This window comes from Morganella sp. BCCO 40_0007 (assembly GCF_032989665.1).
In the GTDB taxonomy this organism is placed as follows: Bacteria; Pseudomonadota; Gammaproteobacteria; order Enterobacterales; family Enterobacteriaceae; genus Morganella; species Morganella sibonii.
Window position 1 is genome coordinate 1 of sequence record NZ_JAVBIN010000005.1, and the last position, 17,240, is coordinate 17,240.

At 47.1% G+C, this 17,240-nt stretch carries 20 protein-coding genes and 1 pseudogene; 9 read left to right on the plus strand and 12 right to left on the minus strand.

Annotated elements, in window-relative coordinates; translation table 11 throughout:
- The 5 genes and pseudogenes from R5268_RS06950 to R5268_RS06975 form a co-directional block, all read left to right on the plus strand.
- Positions 1–582: RHS repeat-associated core domain-containing protein (locus tag R5268_RS06950; RefSeq protein ID WP_317423084.1), on the plus strand; the 582-nt coding region annotated here is incomplete at its 5' end.
- Positions 583–586: 4 nt separating this feature from the next.
- Positions 587–898 carry a hypothetical protein gene (locus R5268_RS06955; protein ID WP_317419033.1) on the plus strand — a complete coding sequence of 104 codons (312 nt, stop codon included), beginning with the start codon at positions 587–589 and terminating at the stop codon, positions 896–898.
- Positions 899–917: 19 nt separating this feature from the next.
- Positions 918–1,388 (plus strand): annotated as a pseudogene (locus R5268_RS19430) (RHS repeat-associated core domain-containing protein); the annotation flags it as partial.
- 57 nt (positions 1,389–1,445) lie between these two features.
- The gene (locus tag R5268_RS06970; protein WP_317419034.1) at positions 1,446–1,754 is read left to right on the plus strand and encodes a ParB/Srx family N-terminal domain-containing protein; all 309 of its coding nucleotides are present in this window, start codon (positions 1,446–1,448) and stop codon (positions 1,752–1,754) included.
- Positions 1,755–1,760: 6 nt separating this feature from the next.
- On the plus strand, positions 1,761–2,003 hold the full coding sequence (locus R5268_RS06975) for a hypothetical protein (RefSeq protein WP_317419035.1): 243 nt from the start codon (positions 1,761–1,763) through the stop codon (positions 2,001–2,003).
- Between the two features lie 117 nt (positions 2,004–2,120).
- Here the strand turns inward: R5268_RS06975 and R5268_RS06980 are convergent, their stop codons facing one another.
- A complete protein-coding gene (locus R5268_RS06980; protein ID WP_317419156.1) occupies positions 2,121–2,315 on the minus strand; it encodes a SymE family type I addiction module toxin in 195 nt (64 codons plus the stop codon).
- 128 nt (positions 2,316–2,443) lie between these two features.
- Here R5268_RS06980 and R5268_RS06985 point away from each other — a divergent pair, with 128 nt between their 5' ends.
- A complete protein-coding gene (locus R5268_RS06985) occupies positions 2,444–3,337 on the plus strand; it encodes a DMT family transporter (protein WP_218455357.1) in 894 nt (297 codons plus the stop codon).
- Between the two features lie 85 nt (positions 3,338–3,422).
- Here R5268_RS06985 and R5268_RS06990 read toward each other — a convergent pair whose 3' ends face one another.
- The 11 genes from R5268_RS06990 to R5268_RS07040 all read right to left on the minus strand — a co-directional run bounded on the left by R5268_RS06990 (position 3,423) and on the right by R5268_RS07040 (position 13,607).
- Positions 3,423–4,538: an SPOR domain-containing protein gene (locus R5268_RS06990; protein ID WP_317419037.1), complete on the minus strand. Its 1,116-nt coding sequence runs from the start codon at positions 4,536–4,538 to the stop codon at positions 3,423–3,425.
- Between the two features lie 5 nt (positions 4,539–4,543).
- Complete coding sequence (locus R5268_RS06995; RefSeq protein ID WP_218455359.1) at positions 4,544–5,659, minus strand: hypothetical protein; 1,116 nt, start codon at positions 5,657–5,659, stop codon at positions 4,544–4,546.
- A 61-nt stretch (positions 5,660–5,720) separates the two neighbouring features.
- Positions 5,721–8,414, minus strand: a complete 2,694-nt coding sequence (locus R5268_RS07000; RefSeq protein WP_317419038.1) for a fimbria/pilus outer membrane usher protein — start codon at positions 8,412–8,414, stop codon at positions 5,721–5,723.
- Positions 8,415–8,497: 83 nt separating this feature from the next.
- On the minus strand, positions 8,498–9,238 hold the full coding sequence (locus R5268_RS07005) for a molecular chaperone (RefSeq protein ID WP_317419039.1): 741 nt from the start codon (positions 9,236–9,238) through the stop codon (positions 8,498–8,500).
- Positions 9,238–9,990: a molecular chaperone gene (locus R5268_RS07010; RefSeq protein ID WP_317419040.1), complete on the minus strand. Its 753-nt coding sequence runs from the start codon at positions 9,988–9,990 to the stop codon at positions 9,238–9,240. The genes R5268_RS07005 and R5268_RS07010 overlap by 1 nt, the downstream gene beginning before the upstream one ends.
- A gap of 13 nt (positions 9,991–10,003) precedes the next feature.
- On the minus strand, positions 10,004–10,585 hold the full coding sequence (locus R5268_RS07015) for a fimbrial-like protein (protein ID WP_317419041.1): 582 nt from the start codon (positions 10,583–10,585) through the stop codon (positions 10,004–10,006).
- Positions 10,586–10,627: 42 nt separating this feature from the next.
- Entirely contained in the window at positions 10,628–11,206 is a 579-nt protein-coding gene (locus tag R5268_RS07020; protein WP_218455362.1) for a fimbrial protein, read from the minus strand.
- Positions 11,207–11,224: 18 nt separating this feature from the next.
- Positions 11,225–11,776, minus strand: a complete 552-nt coding sequence (locus R5268_RS07025) for a fimbrial protein (protein WP_317419042.1) — start codon at positions 11,774–11,776, stop codon at positions 11,225–11,227.
- Positions 11,760–12,485 carry a molecular chaperone gene (locus tag R5268_RS07030; RefSeq protein ID WP_112550466.1) on the minus strand — a complete coding sequence of 242 codons (726 nt, stop codon included), beginning with the start codon at positions 12,483–12,485 and terminating at the stop codon, positions 11,760–11,762. The genes R5268_RS07025 and R5268_RS07030 overlap by 17 nt, the downstream gene beginning before the upstream one ends.
- 68 nt (positions 12,486–12,553) lie before the next feature.
- Positions 12,554–13,099 carry a type 1 fimbrial protein gene (locus tag R5268_RS07035; protein WP_317419043.1) on the minus strand — a complete coding sequence of 182 codons (546 nt, stop codon included), beginning with the start codon at positions 13,097–13,099 and terminating at the stop codon, positions 12,554–12,556.
- Between the two features lie 166 nt (positions 13,100–13,265).
- Positions 13,266–13,607, minus strand: coding sequence for a helix-turn-helix transcriptional regulator (locus R5268_RS07040; RefSeq protein WP_317419044.1), 342 nt, complete (start codon positions 13,605–13,607; stop codon positions 13,266–13,268).
- Between the two features lie 805 nt (positions 13,608–14,412).
- On the opposite strand from R5268_RS07040, the gene R5268_RS07045 reads away from it, so the two are divergent.
- The 3 genes from R5268_RS07045 to trpS all read left to right on the plus strand — a co-directional run bounded on the left by R5268_RS07045 (position 14,413) and on the right by trpS (position 17,196).
- Positions 14,413–14,634 (plus strand): hypothetical protein, encoded by a 222-nt coding sequence (locus R5268_RS07045; protein WP_107678456.1) that lies wholly within the window; start codon positions 14,413–14,415, stop codon positions 14,632–14,634.
- A 258-nt stretch (positions 14,635–14,892) separates the two neighbouring features.
- The gene (locus R5268_RS07050) at positions 14,893–15,138 is read left to right on the plus strand and encodes a GDCCVxC domain-containing (seleno)protein (protein ID WP_166707431.1); all 246 of its coding nucleotides are present in this window, start codon (positions 14,893–14,895) and stop codon (positions 15,136–15,138) included.
- Between the two features lie 1,044 nt (positions 15,139–16,182).
- Positions 16,183–17,196 (plus strand): tryptophan--tRNA ligase, encoded by a 1,014-nt coding sequence (trpS, locus tag R5268_RS07055; RefSeq protein ID WP_317419045.1) that lies wholly within the window; start codon positions 16,183–16,185, stop codon positions 17,194–17,196.
- The last annotated feature ends 44 nt before the right edge of the window (positions 17,197–17,240 follow it).

Below are 17,240 nucleotides of genomic sequence, written 5' to 3' on the forward strand. Positions count from 1 at the left end.
CCGGGATTCCGGGGTCAGCAGAATTTACGTTTTCAGGGTCAATATTTCGACAGAGAAACCGGACTGCACTATAATACTTTCCGGTACTATGCCCCGGACACGGGACGATTTACCCAGCAGGACCCGATAGGGCTGATGGGCGGGTTAAATCTGTATCAGTATGCGCCGAATCCGGTTGGGTGGGTTGATCCGTGGGGTTTACACGATATTTTAGCTGATACTGATATTGTTTGTCGGGGGGGAGCATGTTTGGCTGACAGTTTTAAAAATGGGAGTGGTGTTGTCTCTGATATCAATGGAAAATTAAGTGGAATTTCAACTCAGGCAAAGCCTAATGCTGGGCTAGATATATTATCTCAACCGTTTAGGCATAATCAAATAGGTGTAGCTACTGTGGCTGATATAGAGAAAGCTGGTGGTAAAATTACATTAGACGGAAAATTAAATTCCAGTAATGGGAGTATGATGATGAATCATGCAACAGTTGATGGGATAACGGCAGAGCAAGCTGAAAAATTATTCCACCCAACTCAACAAAATCCTATACCAGTTGAAAAAAGAGGACCTAAAATTGGATGTTAATAATATGGCTAAATCACACTTAAAAAATACCAATCTAGAAAATAGAATTTTCGCGGATTTTGATAATGAGAGAATAAAAGATATTGATATAGTTGGGCTTACACAAACTGATTATGTAAAAACTTTTTCTGGTAAATTAATCCGCATTCATGAAGGAGATTATATATATATGTTTATGCCTACAGATGATACAATCCAGGAATATATTTTTGCGGAGGGTGTTGTTATAAAAAATCCATATGACTTCAAACCATATAAATGGTGCTGTAAGATTAAAAGTAAATTGGAGTATATCAAGGAATATGCAAGAGATTGAACAGTAAAAACTCAAATAGTTATTTTATATTTATAACAGCAGCAGCTATAACTCGCTGGCACGGATAGAAAGCTTTGACCATCCGGAAAAACAATCCACGGATATCAGTTATTATCATATTGCGCTTAACGGCTTACCGGAAGAACTGACGGACAGTCAGGGACGGATTATCTGGCACGGCGACTACAGCCTGTGGGGCAAATTAAAACGGGAACAACACCCGGTAGCGGGATTCCGGGGTCAGCAGAACCTGCGTTTTCAGGGTCAATATTTCGACAGGGACAAATTTGTCGGGAACAAATTTGAGCAGCGCTTACGCTGACCCGTAGGGCGAGTATCAGGATGATACGAGTATTCCGGACTGCACTATAATACCTTCCGGTACTACGCCCCGGATACGGGACGATTTACCCAGCAGGACCCGATAGGGCTGATGGGCGGGTTAAATCTGTACCAGTATGCGCCGAATCCGGTGGGTTGGGTTGATCCTTAGGGTTGGGCTTGTGGGCCAACTGACGGAAACATTAATCCAAAGGATGTTCGATATATGCAAAGTTCTATAAAAAACCAAACTGGGGAACATACCGTGTTAGGTAATGCTGATTCCTTGATTAATGGTACTTTAAAACCTTCTGACCTACCGCCTATTAAAATATGGCAGGACGACCTTGGTAAAATATGGACTCTGGATCATCGTAGATTAGCTGCATTCAAATTGGCAGGGCTTGATAGTGTTCCATTTAAATGGGCTTCACCTCGTGAAGTTGCTAATCAGATGTGGAAAATGACAACAAAAACAGATGGTAAGTCGGTTATTCTAAAATTAGGTGATGGTATAAAAAGAGTATTGGAGTAAAGTCTTATGAATACTAAAGAAATAAATACTAGAGAAAATTTCATTCAATTTCTTGAGTTTTTATCTTCAAATGCTAGAAATAATATGAGTGAGTGGGAGAATAAGGATTTACCTTCATATATTGAATCGATGGCATCTTGGGTTGAGGATATGGAAGGGTACTATTTAAATCAAAATTTATCTGACCCAGAGAATGTTAACTGGACATTTATTGCAGATATCTTAATGGCAGCAAGAGTTTATGAATAATATTAAATAATTGGCAGGGAAGAGCATCAAATCTTCTCAATTGGCGCTATAATTTAAATCATATATTTACCTGCTTTGGCTACAACAGCACACCAAAGCAGGTAAATCACTACCACATCACTCCCCGATCAGCACCTTCACCTTAAGCTTAAACGCAGCGATTTGAGCTTGCTGCGGCTGATTTTGCTGCTTAATTGCCCGGATATCTTCGCTGTCCGGGATTAATACCAAACAGCCGTTTAAAATCTTGACGGTAAATGTGAAACCGGTCTCAAATCCTGCCGCTTTCAGCCAGTGCCCTTTTAAGGTAATTTCGGACGAGCAAAGCCATCTTCATTAAACATTATTTTAAAATCTATAAATATTTTGATAAATAGCAAGCCTGTACGGTGGATGCCATGCTACGGTCGGATAAATACTGACCAAACGGGGAGCAGGATATGCCTTATTTATTCTTGACGCTGGCGGCGTGTTTCTGGGGCGGGAACTATGTTGTCGGGCATCTTTTGGTGTCTGAGGCCGACCCGGTTATTTTATCGCAACTGCGCTGGCTGGTGACCGCTGTTTTACTGATGACGCTGTATTTCAGTCAGGTGAAACAGCAGTGGGCATTTATGAAAAAGGCGAAAGGGATTATTTTGTTTCTGTCGCTATGCGGACAGGTTTTATTCCCGGTCACACTGTATATCGGTCTGCAATATACTACGGCACTTAATGCCGCCATTTATATGTCTGCAACACCATCCATTGTTTTACTGATAAATGCGCTGATATTTAAAGAAAAAATTCAGGGTAAAAATTATATTGGCGTATTACTGAGTACGCTTGGTGTGATTTATCTGATATTTAAAGGTGACCTGAATTTCGCAAAAGTCATCAGTCATCTGAATAAAGGGGATTTATGGGCGCTGGGGTCGGCCATCAGTTGGGCGTTATATTGCGCTTTTTTAAGACTGAAACCCCGCGAGGTGAACGGTAATGCCTTTGTGGCTATCAGCTCGGTGACCGGCAGCCTGATGATGTTGCCGATACTGATTATTTATCTGTTTTCACATGATTTTCAGATCACTAATGTGGGGAATTATGCATCACCACTGTTTATATCCGGGCTTGCTTATCTGGTTATTTTCCCGTCATGGCTCTCATACTTGCTGTGGAATAAAGGCATACTGACTATCGGCGCAACAAGAGGGGAGATTTTCTCTCACCTGATCCCATTGAGTGGTGGTTTCTTTGGCGTGCTTTTCCTCAGTGAAAAATTACACAGTTATCATTTTTTAAGCGGACTCTTAATTATATCCGGGATTTACTTTTGCTCTTCTGCGAGAAAATAAATAGATATATTGAAACGCGCCCCTTCATCTGCATAAATAGTATGCGATGTAATAATGCCGGTAAGAAAACCGGCATTATTACCGGTCAGGGTAATTCACGCTGAACCTGTTTCAGGCTGCGTACCCAGGGCTTACTGTTATAAAAAGCCGGTGGCAGTAAGTGTAATGCTGATTTTGCCGATGACAAATCAGGATAATCACCGTAAACCAGCACATACCATTGGCGGCCATGGCGGACAGTTTCATACACCAGATAATTTGATAATTTATGACGGCGGGCTGACTGATACAGGCCGTCCGGTGTTGCGGCACTGCTGAGTTGTAATGTGTAGTGATGTGCCGGAGCGGTACGCAGATCCTGGCCGGTATTGCGTGATGCCGGGCGTACGTTTTTGTTCTCTCTGCGCGGAGCTGCGTGGCTATCCGGTACAGAGGGACTGATAAGACTATCCGGAATAACCGTTTCAGACGGATGAATGGTGACGACCGGCGGTTCCGGGGGGATAACCGGTGCTGTGGTTTCCTGTTCTGTTTTAACCGGCGGAATAATCGTAATGGTCATTTCATCCGTTACCGGCGGTGCGGAGAGTACAGACCAGAGCGGCGGGAACCGTGTTACCAGTAAGTCTGTCAGATGGTCTGACAGCCGGGTAAACTGTTTCATCCGGGCCAGAAAAGGCGGAGTAACCGGAAGGGCTTCTGCGGTGAAAACAATCTGCTGTACAGCCTGAACCGCCATTTTTGCAGCGGTGCGCTCAGGTAATTTTTCACAACGGGCAATATCCGTCGGCCGAGTCAGTAATATATGCTCAGCAGGATTGTCCGTTATTTCCTGATAAATATCGGCCAGTGCCTGTTGTGCCATAATATTAATTTCACCACCGAAAAGTGCGGATTTTCCCAGCCACCAGCGGGCACAGGCGGTATTTTTATCGCCGCCTTCGCCGGTATAAAATAAAATCCCCAGATGATATTGCGCCAGCGGAAAATGCAGAAGGGCGGCGCGGTGAATATGATAACGCCCTTTTTCTGCATCGGCGGGAACACCGTCACCGTTAATATACTGAACACCGAGATCATGTATTGCTCCGGCGTTATTATCAGCCGCACCGGAAACCACCGGTAATATCGAAACCGTGAAGATAGCTGCTGTGATACAGCGAAACAGCCCGGCCGGGGAAAACGAAAAATATGCAGACATCGGTATTAATCCCAGCTGACAACCATTTTAGCGGAACCGGTGGCTTTGCCGGTTTTATATACACCGGTACTGCACAGTACCCAGTTATATTTATGTGTACCCGGTTTGAGTGGCATTTTTTCCAGTCCGGCGTTGGGAACAAATGAAACAACACCTTGTGATCCGCTTTTCCGTGCAGTGCATATTCTGCTGAGGGAAATAGTGGGTCCGATAAATCCGCGGACTTCTGCCGGAGCGGTGCCGCCACCTGTCATCATTAATGCCATTGCATCGGCATCGGTTCCTTTCGTTCCCTGTATTTCTACATTGACAGGGGCATTGGTTGTATCGTCACAGGTAATGGTGAAATTACCTGTTTTATTCGCCAGCGCTTTTCCGTTGGCGGCATCTGTAATATCCACCGCCGGGAAGGTGATGGTGTTGTCTGTACTGACAGTGCAGGAACGTGGCCGGATTATATTGACTGTTTTTCCTGTGGTAATAAATAATCGGCTAGTTTGGCCGTCAGCGTGTTTTCCCCAACGTAAAGTCGGAATTGTATATGTGCCGGGAGTTGCTGAAGATGAAGCATAAACGTAGTACGTAACATTAACATCAGAGTAAACTGAGTTAGAAATAAACGCACGCTCTGTTGTCGTTCCCTGAGGAAGATAAAACGCACATACTCCTCCGCTGGTATTCCAGTTGTAGCTATCGGAATAATTACTTGAATCTGATAACCAATTTAATGTGATATTAAATGGTTTTGTTGACATATTATATTCAGAAGCATACGCTTTTTGCGTACCTGATATGGACCCGGTAATAACAAGAATAACACCATTGGCTATTCTATAACCTCTTCGACCATCAATAACTGTTGTTCCTATGTATGAATTATTGTTACAGTTTGTTGGCATGCCCGAAGTGTTTAGTATGGCTATTGCAGAACCCCAATCGCTTCGGCTGGTCGCTCTGGAAGACATATTATCAACAGTTAACCGGAAGGATTCTGTTTCCAGTTTAGTATTTTCTCCTATCTTAACATCATAATTAGCAGCAAGACTGTAAAATGATATTGAATATAGTGATAATATTAGAGTGGAGTAAGTTTTTATATTCATAATATGTATTTTCATCATTATTCTCACTTTGTTATTCATTAATTATTTGTATCCAGCGTAATTTATTTTATTTCTCATTTTATTTTATTTTTGAGAATTCATATACCATTTCAGGTGTTGTTTTTTTATGTATATCGGTAACCTTACCTTTCGCTTCCCCGCCCGCACACTGATACGTCACCTGACGGACAGGCATATCGTCGCTGGTGGTCAGATGACGCAGATCGAAACTGATCTGACATTGCTGTGCCGTTGTCTCTCCCCACTTCACCTGTAATTTCCCGGTTTCCGGCAGGCCGGTGAGATACACCTGACCGGCATCACCGGTAATGCCGCTGATCGCCTCGCCGGAATGGTTGTCGATCAGGGTGGCAATGGCACCGAACGGGACACTTTTGGTACCCTGTTTCAGCGTCATTAATACCTGGTAGCCCACGCGGGTGGCAAAATCAGCTTTCACCACCGCACCCTGAGTCGGGTAAACGTTGACGTTGGATTGCACCAGATCCACATTTTCCGGGAGTGTTGCCGGATCCAGTCCGATACTGTTTTTGTTGTAATCAGACAAATAAGGTGCGACTGCATAACCCCGGCTGTCGGTGACGGCACTGCCGCCGTTCACACTGACACCCTCGGCACCCGGCGCACTGACCAGTGCCACGGAATCCCCCATTGAACGGCTGAACGTTATCCCTTCCGGATGTACAAGCACGCCGCCGGAGGCATTCATATTCAGGGCCTGTGTGGTATCGCTGTAGCTGTAACCGGCACTGATACTGCCTTTGTCACCCTGCCAGCCGGTATTAAGGCTGGTGTTGGCAACCTGATTTTTATTTCCCCAATTCTGTGATGCACCGTAAGAGAACCGGCCGTCCGCCAGGCTGCCGCTCAGGCCGGTGTTGTTCTGTGTTCTGCCGGTATTGTCATGAGTGACCGAGTAGGTGGCGTACATGGACTGCATATTCTGCCCGTAGCTGAACAGACTGAACGGTACACTGACATTCAGGGATAACTGCCTGTTTTCCGGCCAGTTGTTGTTATTATCTTTTACCCGGTCAATGTTGTAGTTCACACCGTAACTGATACCTTTGATACTGTTACTGTAGCCCAGAGATAACCCGGTCAGTGTGCGGTTACTTCCCCAGTAGTCATCCCGGTTTGCGCGAAAGTGCAGGGAACCATACTGTCCCATCTGCTGACTGAGCTGAGTCTGGAAACTGGTACGGCGGCGCTGTAAGGTCCACGGACTGACACCTTCCTCAAGACGGTATCCCTGGCTGTTGAATTCACTGAAGTTATAGAAGTGTTCAGTTGAATAGCGCAGCGCCGTTAAATCCACCGATGTGCCGGTTGACATCATACTTTTCGAGTAACGGATACGGTATGACTGACCGGTTTTTCGTTCATCATTCTGATGATTTTCACTGGTAAATTTCGCGGTTGAATGGGTGACATCTGCGGATACCGCTCCGAAATCACCGATTGAAATCCCGCTGCCCGCATTGAGTGCCTGATAATCTTTTGCCAGCAATACGCCGCCGAAGAGTGTGACATTATTGTGCAGCCCGTAGACCAGGGTGCCGGTGATAAAATCAGAACGGCGTGAGCTGGTGGTGATGTTGCCGTCATAGCGTCCGGCCGCCACCTCATATTTCCATCCGCCGGGGCGTAACATAACCGGCAGAGAAGAGTAAGGCACCACAAACTGGCGCTCTGTGCCGTCCGCTTCGGTTACCGTGACATCATAGTCACCGGATAACCCGGCCTGCTGGATGTCATTGATATAAAACGCTCCCGGTGCGACATAGGTTTCATAAATGATGTTACCGTTCTGGCGGACAGTGACACGGGCGTTACTGTTCGCCACACCGCTGACTGCCGGGGCATAGCCGCGCATCTGGCTTGGCAGCATCTGTTCATTGGAACTGAGTTTCAGACCACGGAAGGAAAAGCCGTCAAACACATCACTGCCGGTGCTGGTTTCCCCGAGTTGTAACGAGGAACGCAGCGGCCGGATATCCCGCATCAGATAGGTATTGGTAAAGGTGGTCCGGTTCTGGCTGCCGGCGGATTCATTACGCCCGCCGCTGTATTCAAAACGGGTATGCGTGATGGTGCTGCGCAAACGCCACGGTCCGGCGTTGGCACCGGCGCGGACAGAGGCAAACAGGTTATCGTTGCGGGTTTTCAGACCTTCGTTATAGCTGTTGGTTGTCCGTCCGGCACTGAGGTTGTAGTTCATCATCAGTGCCGGGATACCGTTATCCCATAATGCGGGGTCGGCATTGCGGCTGAGTGCGGGCTGCATGGCAACCTGAGGAATACTGAGATCCAGACGCAGGCGCCCGAGCTCAAGGCGTGCGGATGCATCCGGGATCAGCGTGCTTAACTCTGTCAGCGGCAGATCTTTCGGCAGATGTTTTAATTCCGGAACCTGCGGAACATTCACTCCCCAGGTTTCCAGCTGAGCAGGGGTTATCTCCGGTGCAATCTGTCCCTGTGCATTTTTAACGAAATTAAGTGTGTACTGTCCGGTATCCTGCTGGTTAACAAAAACGGAAACCGTATATTCACCTTCCGCCACACTGCCGGCCTGAGAAAATGCAGATAAATCAACATCTGAGTTATCTCCGGCAATATTCAGAAAACCGGGGTCAAAATAATCGTCCGCCATCACCGGCGTTGTGGCCGCAAGCAGCAGCCATGCCAGCGGGCGGTAACGGAAAAACGGGCGCTGTGATGTTATGTTATTCATATTATGAGGTATTTTCATAGACTTCCTCTGGCCTGCGGATGCAGGACTCCTCCCGTTTCATCAGAAACGGGGTTATCATCTGTTTTTATTGTTGTATATGGTCAGCCGGCAGGGCGGGTGACGGTTTTGCCGGGCTTTCCGTCATCTGTTATCAGCTGCCAGCGGAGATCACCGGCGGCACCGGCAGGTAACGGCCATGACTGTTCTGAAAAAGGCGCGACCATCCGGGTATTACGCAGGTCAATATCCGTGTTTCCGGCAGACAGAGAACTGAACGTGATATAAAACGGTGACGGGTTTTTCACTGTCAGCGTATTACCGTTGCGCCGGAATACCGGCTGCTCCGCAAGCACCGCTTCATCCGCCGGCGGCAGACCGGCAGGGCGGTAAAACAGCTTCAGATTGTTCTGGGTGCTCATGATCAGACGGGTTTGCTCACCGGTTTCTGTTTGTGCCGGAATGGCATTCAGTGCCAGTGTAAATACGGATTCCCGATCCTGCGGTAATGCATTCTGAGTCAGGCGGATACGCAAGGTCAGCGCAGTATCCGGTTCAAAACGGGTTAATGGCGGCAGCACAATAAAGGGCATTTTTTCCGCTTCCCCGGTCTCATCTTCCGGTGTGCTGTCACCGTACGGCAGTACCCGGGATTGCAGCAGATACGGGCGTGGTGTGTTATTAGTCAGCGTGTAAGTGATACCGTTACGGGCATCGCCCGGATAGATAACCCGCGTATTGCTGAGCGTGATCCCATCCTGTCCCTGCGACAGGTTTCCTGCCTGTGCGGCAGTCACGGCAAACAGCAATGCGGCAGTATTCAGAAGGCAGCGGCGGATCATCATTATTCTCCTGCACTGACAGCGGCAGTGTGTATTTGTCCTATATCACCGTAATCGGTGATCACCGCCCACTGAGCCTGTGATACTGCCCCTTCTGCCGGGAAAACCGCAGAAGAAAACGGCGCTATCATCGGATTGTGATCCTGAAGACTGACATCTTTGCCATTGAATGACAGTGCCGCCAGTGTCAGGTAATAAGGGGTGGGATTATTCACCGAGACACTGCGACCCTCACGGCGGAATGTCAGCTTTTCCTGTGCCTGTTCAAAAGAGGGGGAGAGCCCCGCAGGACGGTAAAACAACTTAATCACATTGCGGATACCGACAGACACCTGTGCGCTGGTCATATTGTCCGGCGTCTCACCATTTTTGCTGACAGCGGGGATGGCGAGAAAGCTCAGCCAGAAGACAGATTCTCTGTCCGCCGGTAATTGTGCGGTGCCGTTACGGACAACCAGGGCGGTGCTCCGGCTCTCTTTTTCCAGACGATACATCGGTGGTGTCACCATAAATGGTGCGGCGGGTAATGCCGGGTTATTGCCTTCCGGGGTATTCATCACACCGGCTTTGATCAGATAAACCTGCTGACTGTTATTTTTGATAACAGCAGCGGCATTTTTGTTGTCCGCATTAAAAATAACGCGGGTTTGCGCCAGACGCAGACCACCTTCTGCTGCCTGTGCTGCAGAGAGCAGTGACAGCAGAATACATGCAGCCACCGGTAAAAATGTGCGGGATAAAAGTGAATGTTGCATAGCCGCTCCGGGATCAGTTATATAAAAAAGTGAATGTCACTGTGGCTTTGAGCTCGCCACCCTGTAATCCGGCGCCGGGTGTGCAGGCCCCGCAGGAGAGATAGCCTCTGAATTCCAGCGGGCCGTTTAACGATGTGACGTTGTTATTGCCGTCTGCCGGCCAGTTTTTGGCACTGATAGTACCGGTGACTGCCGCATTACTGTTGGCGTTAAAACGGGTATTGCCGTCTGTCGCCAGGCGTACGCCGTAACCTTTTGAGGTACTGGTTGCATCGGCAAATAATTTCACACCGTCGCTGGTGGTAATGGTATTGCCGGTAACAGCGATTTTGGGTGCCATAAAGTAGCCCTGACAACCGGCCAGTGTGATACTGAACTGGCGGTAACGCTGATCACCGGTAATCAGGTCATCCGGAAGCGGGTTACCGTTGTTATAAGGCAACTGAGCCGGCGCGGTAATTTCACAGCTGCCGCCGTAAAAGGTGGCATTAAAATTAATCGTCTGTGTGAGGCTGCCCGCCTCCGCTGTCTGAAAAGCCGCCGGGAGCAATCCTGCTGTCAGGGCTAATGCTTTGTACAGAGTATTTATTTTCATTGTTAACCCGTGGTTTCAGGAAAAACTGATGCGCAGCGGCGGTCAGTTATAAGCAAATTTAAAGGTGACATTAGCTTTCAGTTCACCGCCCTGAATATCTGCATCTGCTGCACAACTGCCGCAGCTGACAGAGGCGTTTAACGGAATGTTGCCGTTCAGTACGGATGCCATCGTGGTTGACCAGGTTTTATTGGCAGCCGTCAGTTTCAGGTCGGCGGCAAGGTTGGTACTGGCTTTAAAATTACTGTTACCGGCAAAGGTCAGCAAAATACCGTAGCCTTTGGTGCTGCTGGTATTGGTCAGGAACAGCGGCATACCGGAAGTGTTATCCACATCCCCTTCAAGGGTGATTTCCGGTGTCAGACCATAGCCTTTGCAGCCGGCCAGTCTCAGGTTGAAGGGTTCCGCCGGGCTGTTACCGGCAATAATATCTTCTGACGGGATCACCGCCCCTTTATTCACTGATACGGTGGCCGGAACGGTGATATCACAGGCCCCGCCGACAATGGTCGCTTTGAATTCGGTGGATGCGGAAGTGGCTGCCACCGCTCCGTTTGCGGCTGTCATACTCATCATCACCGGCAGTAAAACGGCAAAAACAGGTTTTCTGATAAATAACATAGTGTGAACCTTCAAAATTTACTGAAAAATAAGATTAAAAATCAGGGCTGCCGAAAATTCTCCCGGGGTCGCCGGGCCGTCCACCGGGCCGACCAGTCCGACCAGGAATGTCTCCTCTGTCCGGAAATGGTTTCCCGCATTCAGCGGTGTCAGAGCGATTTGTTTACCCCGGGCGATTGCCTTTCCGGTGTCGTAAAAATCATTCAGAGACGGTTGTGAACCGTCATACAAACGCAGCATAAAACCGGCACTGTTGGGCGCACCGTCAAGAAAAAGGGTATCTGCGTTGTAGGGGGTGTTGCCCTGTAATGTAATTTTCGGTGTCAGTTTTCCTGTCTTATCCACACAGCTGAATACAGCCTGTAATCTCTTGATTTCATGGGTTTTCAGTACGCCCTGAAAATCCGTGGTGCGCTGAGGGGTGAACTGCAATACGGACGGAATGCTCATCCCGCAGCCGATATCATCCGTAATAACGGCGGAAAGCTCGGTTGTTCCGGCCCGGAGTGCCGGAGACAGGCAGTACAGTGCCAGGCACAGCCCCGGTAACCAGTTAACGGATCTGCCCATGAAAGACCTCCGTGCCCCCGTAATCATTAATTGCTTTCCATTCCACGCTGCCCTGATGTGGTGCGCCGGGATAGATATTGCTGCTCATCGGGGCGATCATGGTATTGCCTGCTTTAATACTCAGCGGGACTTTGCGTCCGCCGGCCGTCAGGGACTTCAGGGTGACGTGATACGGGGACGGATTTGTGACCTGTAATCCGTTCCCGGCGGCAGAAAACTGCAGTGACTGCATGGCCTGCTGTGGTTTCATTTTCAGCCCGGAAGGACGGTAAAATAATTTGATAATATTGCCGGATGAAACCTGTACGGTGCCGCCGATATGGTTTTCCTGCTGTGTATTGTTTTTTTCACCCGCCGGTGTCGCAATGGCACGCAGATAAAATACCGATTCTTTGTCCTGCGGCAGTGCGGTATTTTTTTTCATAATCCGGACCTGATTGGTACTGCCGGGCTCAAGACGGAACAGTGACGGCGTGACGAGAAACGGGGTATCCGCCTGCTCACCGGCCGGTGTTTTCAGGATCTGTGCTTTGATCAGATACGGCGTCAGTGAGCCGGATGAACTGGTGATACCGACACTTTTGCCGGTGGTATCATCAGCCGCCTGAAAAATAATACGGGTGCTGTCGATGGCTATCCCGGCAACGGAGGTCGCGGAGAGCAATACCAGGCTGCTGACTGCGTGTCTGAGTAGGGTAAATTTTTCCATGCGTTTTCCGTCAGATAATTAATGGGATAAGGCAGCGCGGTGAAGCGCGCTGCCGTGGCTGACTGCTGTCAGTCAACGATATAAGCAACCAGGATCGGTGCGCTGTAAGAACCGGCAGCCGGGGTGGCGTTGGTGGTCGCCATACCGACTTTGAAGGTGTACTGTGCACTGGTCTCTTCCGCATCCAGGGTAACAGCAGCGCCTTTGCCGTTAGTGACGGTCTTACCGCTGCTGTCCTGAATCATAAAGCCGACAGTCTGGGTATCCTGGGCAACAAACACGCTCTGCTCATTGTTACCGACAGAGGTGATACCCTGGATGATCAGGTCACCGGCTTCACCTTTGGCACACCCGGTCAGGGTAACCGGCATGTCCGCCTGCTGTGTGGTGATGGCATTGGCTGCGGTGAATCCGGCATCCGCACCACCGACTTTGGTGTTGAACACACCAACATTCAGGACAGATTTACCGCCGTTGATGGTCACATCACAGGTGGTATCCGTCAGAATCCCCTGTAAGGTCACTTCTGCTGACGGTGCCGCCAGTACATTCATGCTGGTGGCAGACAGGCCGGCGATCAGGGCAGCGGAAAGTAATTTTGTTTTGAACGTCATATTGAATTCCTATCGAATAGTAATAAAAAATAAAAGAGTATCCGTGACAAAATATTCATCAGTTATTCTTAATGAATAAAATGATATTATTGTCATCGTTTTTTGTTTAATTATATTGAAGCTTTTATACAACAAATATAATGTTACTGATATTCAGCGATAAATATCAGTTGTGGAATATAGTGTCATCATCATTAAACGATGAATTAAAACTATGTTCCTTTCTGAATACTGACAGCATGTTCTTACTGTCAGTAAAGCCGCAATGAATATTCATCTGATACAAAAATTCGTCCAGTGTCGTATCCAGAGCAAGTAATATCTCAATGAGCAGATTCAGTGTCAGATGGTTGCTGCCGCGCTCATAGCGGGAGATCTGCTGCTGGCTTAATCCGGTTAAACAACCTAAGTCATAGCCTGATAAATTTCTTTCTTTCCGTAATGAACGAATAACAGCACCGGCTGCCTGATTAATGGCAGCGGAATTTCGTTTGTTATTAACGGGCATAAATAAGTGCCTTATAAGCAGATAAACAATGTTATCCGGGAATAATAATAAAAGTAATTTAATTAGTATGCCGTACCTGACCAATATAAATAATCTGTGTGGCGACGATGTTTATTTTACTCACGGTAATTGTTAATGCAATAGTCGTAATATGTGTAAAATAAGAATGGAAGAAATGTGAATAAACAGGTCATATATTGGTAAAATAGTAAATAAGCGTTACTATTCATGGTGTTCAGCATTTTTCTTTGATCTGTGTCAAAAATCACTCATTTATTGTATTGGTTTATTATGCTGTTTTTATACGTATAAGATGGCAAGGACAGATATAAACACCAAAAATACTCCGTATTAATAAAATATCATATAACGGCAATGAAAGTCAGACTAAATGTATCGGAATGTTACTATGCGGAGGCGGATGCGGGTATTGTCTGTACGCGTATGACAGGCCTTTGGGCTTTATTGCATATAACGAGTAATTTACTGTTCCTGAAATAAAGCGGCAGCATATTAACGTAATGCGCTGTTCAGAATAACCACAAATATGTTTCAGATTTAATGGTTAATTAATGATAATTATTCTTAGTTAAGAAAGATGTCAGCCGGGATAAGAAAAAAGACCACAGATTATTTAACGCTAATAATGATATATACTGACAAATGTTTGTTTTTCATGACATAAAGAAGAATTGCTTGATTAAGGCTGAAAGAGAGCAGACTATAGATAATGACATATCGTAATGTTTATCTGTAAATCCGGTATGTCATCATGCGATTTCATTTCATTGATAAGGATATCCGTATGAAAGAATTATCTGTTCGTGAATGTGAAGCTGTCAGCGGCAGCGGGTTAGCCGGTTTATTTCGTCCGGGCACCGGCAATGTATCTCCGCCGGTAACCCCGGTAACTCCGGTAAAACCCGGCGGTACATTGATTATCGGCGGCGGGATTGGTCTGGGCTTCGGAATTTTTCCGTTTATAATCGGGAAGTTTATTGGCGGAATGATTAAAATCCCGTTCTGATACAGAATAATACATAAGGTCACTGCGGTGGCCTTTTTTTATGCGGACAGGAAAGAAAAATAAAAAAAAGCCCGGACACATAGTGTGGCCGGGCGGAAAGGATATAGGTATGATAATCATGAACAGAATGGAAAGTTCATGTATGTATAATAAGGGCAGCAGTCTAAACAAAAAGACAACACAAGGCCGTTACAGACAAACCAGATGAACAGCGTGTTGTTTTATACGGTGTCACGATAAAATCAGAGGCCTGAAGAAATGGGGAATTCAGCAGCAATTGAGTTGCAATCGACACTGCGGTGCCCGGCTTGTGGTGCGGAAAAAACAGAAACGATGCCGGTAAACGCCTGTCAGTGGTTTTATGAATGTGAGCACTGCCATACATTATTAAAACCGCTTCCGGGTGACTGTTGTGTATTCTGTTCATACGGAACCGTTGCCTGTCCGCCGGTACAGGAAGCTGCGTTAACCGGAAAAAAATCCTGTTGTTGCCCGTCATCCTGAGAATAAAAAAATACCCGCACAAATGGGGTGCGGGTAAATCATATCAGAAATAGTGCCTGCAAGGTCAGGAGCAGGCCAGTAATGTGAATATCAATTAATTAAAACTGCTTATCAATATAGCCATTGATCCGGAGAAGTACAGCACAAAAACATCCTTGCTGCTATTTGCAGTATTTGCACGTAGTTGTTTTTATCAGGTCATTAAGAGACGTGTGCATGATGTTTTCTTCGTATATACAATATGTTGACGGGGTTTCGCAGTGCTTTTTTCCGGAGGAATAAAAAAGCCTCTGAACAAACGAAACCGGTTCAGAGGCGTCAGGTGTTACTTTCAGCGTGGTAACATTTTAAGAATAGTTAAGCTGCGCGAATTAGTCAAAAAATGATCCGTCAAAAAGTGTGTCATGATGTGAGGGTGAAGGAGAACGGCGTATTGAGCAGCAGTATCAATGAAAACGCCTTTCAGTATTGATATATTCCTGAAAGGCGTTCAGAGAGACAATAAGTCTGTGTTCATTTAATCATCCCATTTCGGGCTCATAACCGTGGCAAACAGACAGGATAAGATAATAAATCCGAGTGTCAGTAAAAACATATATTCTCCTTAACGTAACTTTAATCTGGTCCGATAAACATTCTCCGGAAGAGGTGATAAATCATAATGTGTTTTCATTGACTGATTCTACCGGATAAAGACGGTAACTCAATGAAAGAAAACTAATTTATTGTCATGATTTGTCATTTTTACCCGGGGTGTGCTGACAAAGAATAAAGTATGTAAATAAAAACAGCAGAAATGAAAATATCCGTCGCGGAGAAAAAAAGAGTGGCAATAAGGTATAAAGGTTGTACATTGTCTGCATGATGAATAATAAAATTGCAGTCTGTTTATCACACAATGCTTTCTGGTGGCGCACAACGTGCGGCGCCGGTTTTGTTATTCAGTTTTAATTTCAAAAATCGCCGCCGGAGTGCGGCGATTTTATTTCAGACATATTGCATTCACCCCGGCGGCCTCTTATCACGTTATAAAGAGGAAATCCTATGTCTGTTCATCACACGCAATCCGTTATTCTGACCGGCGACCGCATCACCGGACCATTACACCTCGGGCACTATACCGGCTCGCTGCAACAGCGGGTCACTCTCCAGCACACTGCAACACAATATATTCTGATGGCTGATATGCAGGGACTGACGGATAACGGCGCGCAGCCGGAAAAAGTAAACCGTTATTTTTATGATGTGGCGGCGGATTATCTGGCGGCAGGAATCGATCCCGGTCTTTCTGTGATTTGTCTGCAATCCGCGCTGCCTGTACTGGCAGAGCTGACACTGCTGTATCTCAATCTGGTGACCGTTTCCCGGCTGGAGCGCAATCCGACCGTTAAACAGGAAATTATTCAGAAGCAGTTTTCCCGCACACTGCCCGCCGGGTTTCTAATCTATCCGGTCAGCCAGGCGGCAGATATCACCGCGTTTAAAGCTGATTTGGTGCCGGTCGGGGAAGACCAGTTACCGATGATTGAACAAACCAATGAGATTGTCAGTAAAGTGAATAACATCACAGGGGAGGAATTACTGGTTCACTGCCGCGCGAAAACCGGTAAAACCGGACGTCTGCCGGGAATTGACGGTAACGGGAAAATGTCAAAATCACTGGGCAATGCGATTAATCTCTCTGTCAGTGCGGACGACCTGACCCGTGCCGTCAATGCTATGTTTACGGATCCGCAGCATCTGCGGGTGTCCGATCCCGGCCGGATTGAGGGCAATGTGGTGTTTGCTTATCTTGATGCCTTTCATCCGGATACGGCCCGGGTGGCTGAGATGAAAATCCGCTATCAGGCAGGCGGATTAGGTGACAGAGAGTGCAAAGCGGTACTGAATGAGTGTCTGCAGGCGCTGCTGGCACCTGTCCGTGAAGAGCGGGCACGTCTGATGGCGGATAAGCCTTATCTGCTCTCAGTCATCCGCAGCGGAACAGAAAAAGCGCGGGAAGTGACACAGCAGACATTGGATCAGGTAAAACGGGGGATGGGGTTACTGCTCTTCTGATTGACAGAATATGCTGATTTGGCAGGATGCGATTGATTCCCGTT

What these genes read in the sequence shown, in the direction of transcription:
- R5268_RS07045 (WP_107678456.1), top strand. Translation starts at nt 14,413, where the DNA reads ATGAAAGAATTATCTGTTCGTGAATGTGAAGCTGTCAGCGGCAGCGGG.
- trpS (WP_317419045.1), top strand. Translation starts at nt 16,183, where the DNA reads ATGTCTGTTCATCACACGCAATCCGTTATTCTGACCGGCGACCGCATC.
- R5268_RS06985 (WP_218455357.1), top strand. Translation starts at nt 2,444, where the DNA reads ATGCCTTATTTATTCTTGACGCTGGCGGCGTGTTTCTGGGGCGGGAAC.
- R5268_RS07040 (WP_317419044.1), bottom strand. Translation starts at nt 13,607, where the DNA reads ATGCCCGTTAATAACAAACGAAATTCCGCTGCCATTAATCAGGCAGCC.
- R5268_RS07005 (WP_317419039.1), bottom strand. Translation starts at nt 9,238, where the DNA reads ATGATGATCCGCCGCTGCCTTCTGAATACTGCCGCATTGCTGTTTGCC.
- R5268_RS06970 (WP_317419034.1), top strand. Translation starts at nt 1,446, where the DNA reads ATGCAAAGTTCTATAAAAAACCAAACTGGGGAACATACCGTGTTAGGT.
- R5268_RS06995 (WP_218455359.1), bottom strand. Translation starts at nt 5,659, where the DNA reads ATGATGAAAATACATATTATGAATATAAAAACTTACTCCACTCTAATA.
- R5268_RS07035 (WP_317419043.1), bottom strand. Translation starts at nt 13,099, where the DNA reads ATGACGTTCAAAACAAAATTACTTTCCGCTGCCCTGATCGCCGGCCTG.
- R5268_RS07025 (WP_317419042.1), bottom strand. Translation starts at nt 11,776, where the DNA reads ATGGGCAGATCCGTTAACTGGTTACCGGGGCTGTGCCTGGCACTGTAC.
- R5268_RS07000 (WP_317419038.1), bottom strand. Translation starts at nt 8,414, where the DNA reads ATGAAAATACCTCATAATATGAATAACATAACATCACAGCGCCCGTTT.
- R5268_RS06975 (WP_317419035.1), top strand. Translation starts at nt 1,761, where the DNA reads ATGAATACTAAAGAAATAAATACTAGAGAAAATTTCATTCAATTTCTT.
- R5268_RS06955 (WP_317419033.1), top strand. Translation starts at nt 587, where the DNA reads ATGGCTAAATCACACTTAAAAAATACCAATCTAGAAAATAGAATTTTC.
- R5268_RS07050 (WP_166707431.1), top strand. Translation starts at nt 14,893, where the DNA reads ATGGGGAATTCAGCAGCAATTGAGTTGCAATCGACACTGCGGTGCCCG.
- R5268_RS06990 (WP_317419037.1), bottom strand. Translation starts at nt 4,538, where the DNA reads ATGTCTGCATATTTTTCGTTTTCCCCGGCCGGGCTGTTTCGCTGTATC.
- R5268_RS07010 (WP_317419040.1), bottom strand. Translation starts at nt 9,990, where the DNA reads ATGCAACATTCACTTTTATCCCGCACATTTTTACCGGTGGCTGCATGT.
- R5268_RS07030 (WP_112550466.1), bottom strand. Translation starts at nt 12,485, where the DNA reads ATGGAAAAATTTACCCTACTCAGACACGCAGTCAGCAGCCTGGTATTG.
- R5268_RS07015 (WP_317419041.1), bottom strand. Translation starts at nt 10,585, where the DNA reads ATGAAAATAAATACTCTGTACAAAGCATTAGCCCTGACAGCAGGATTG.
- R5268_RS07020 (WP_218455362.1), bottom strand. Translation starts at nt 11,206, where the DNA reads ATGTTATTTATCAGAAAACCTGTTTTTGCCGTTTTACTGCCGGTGATG.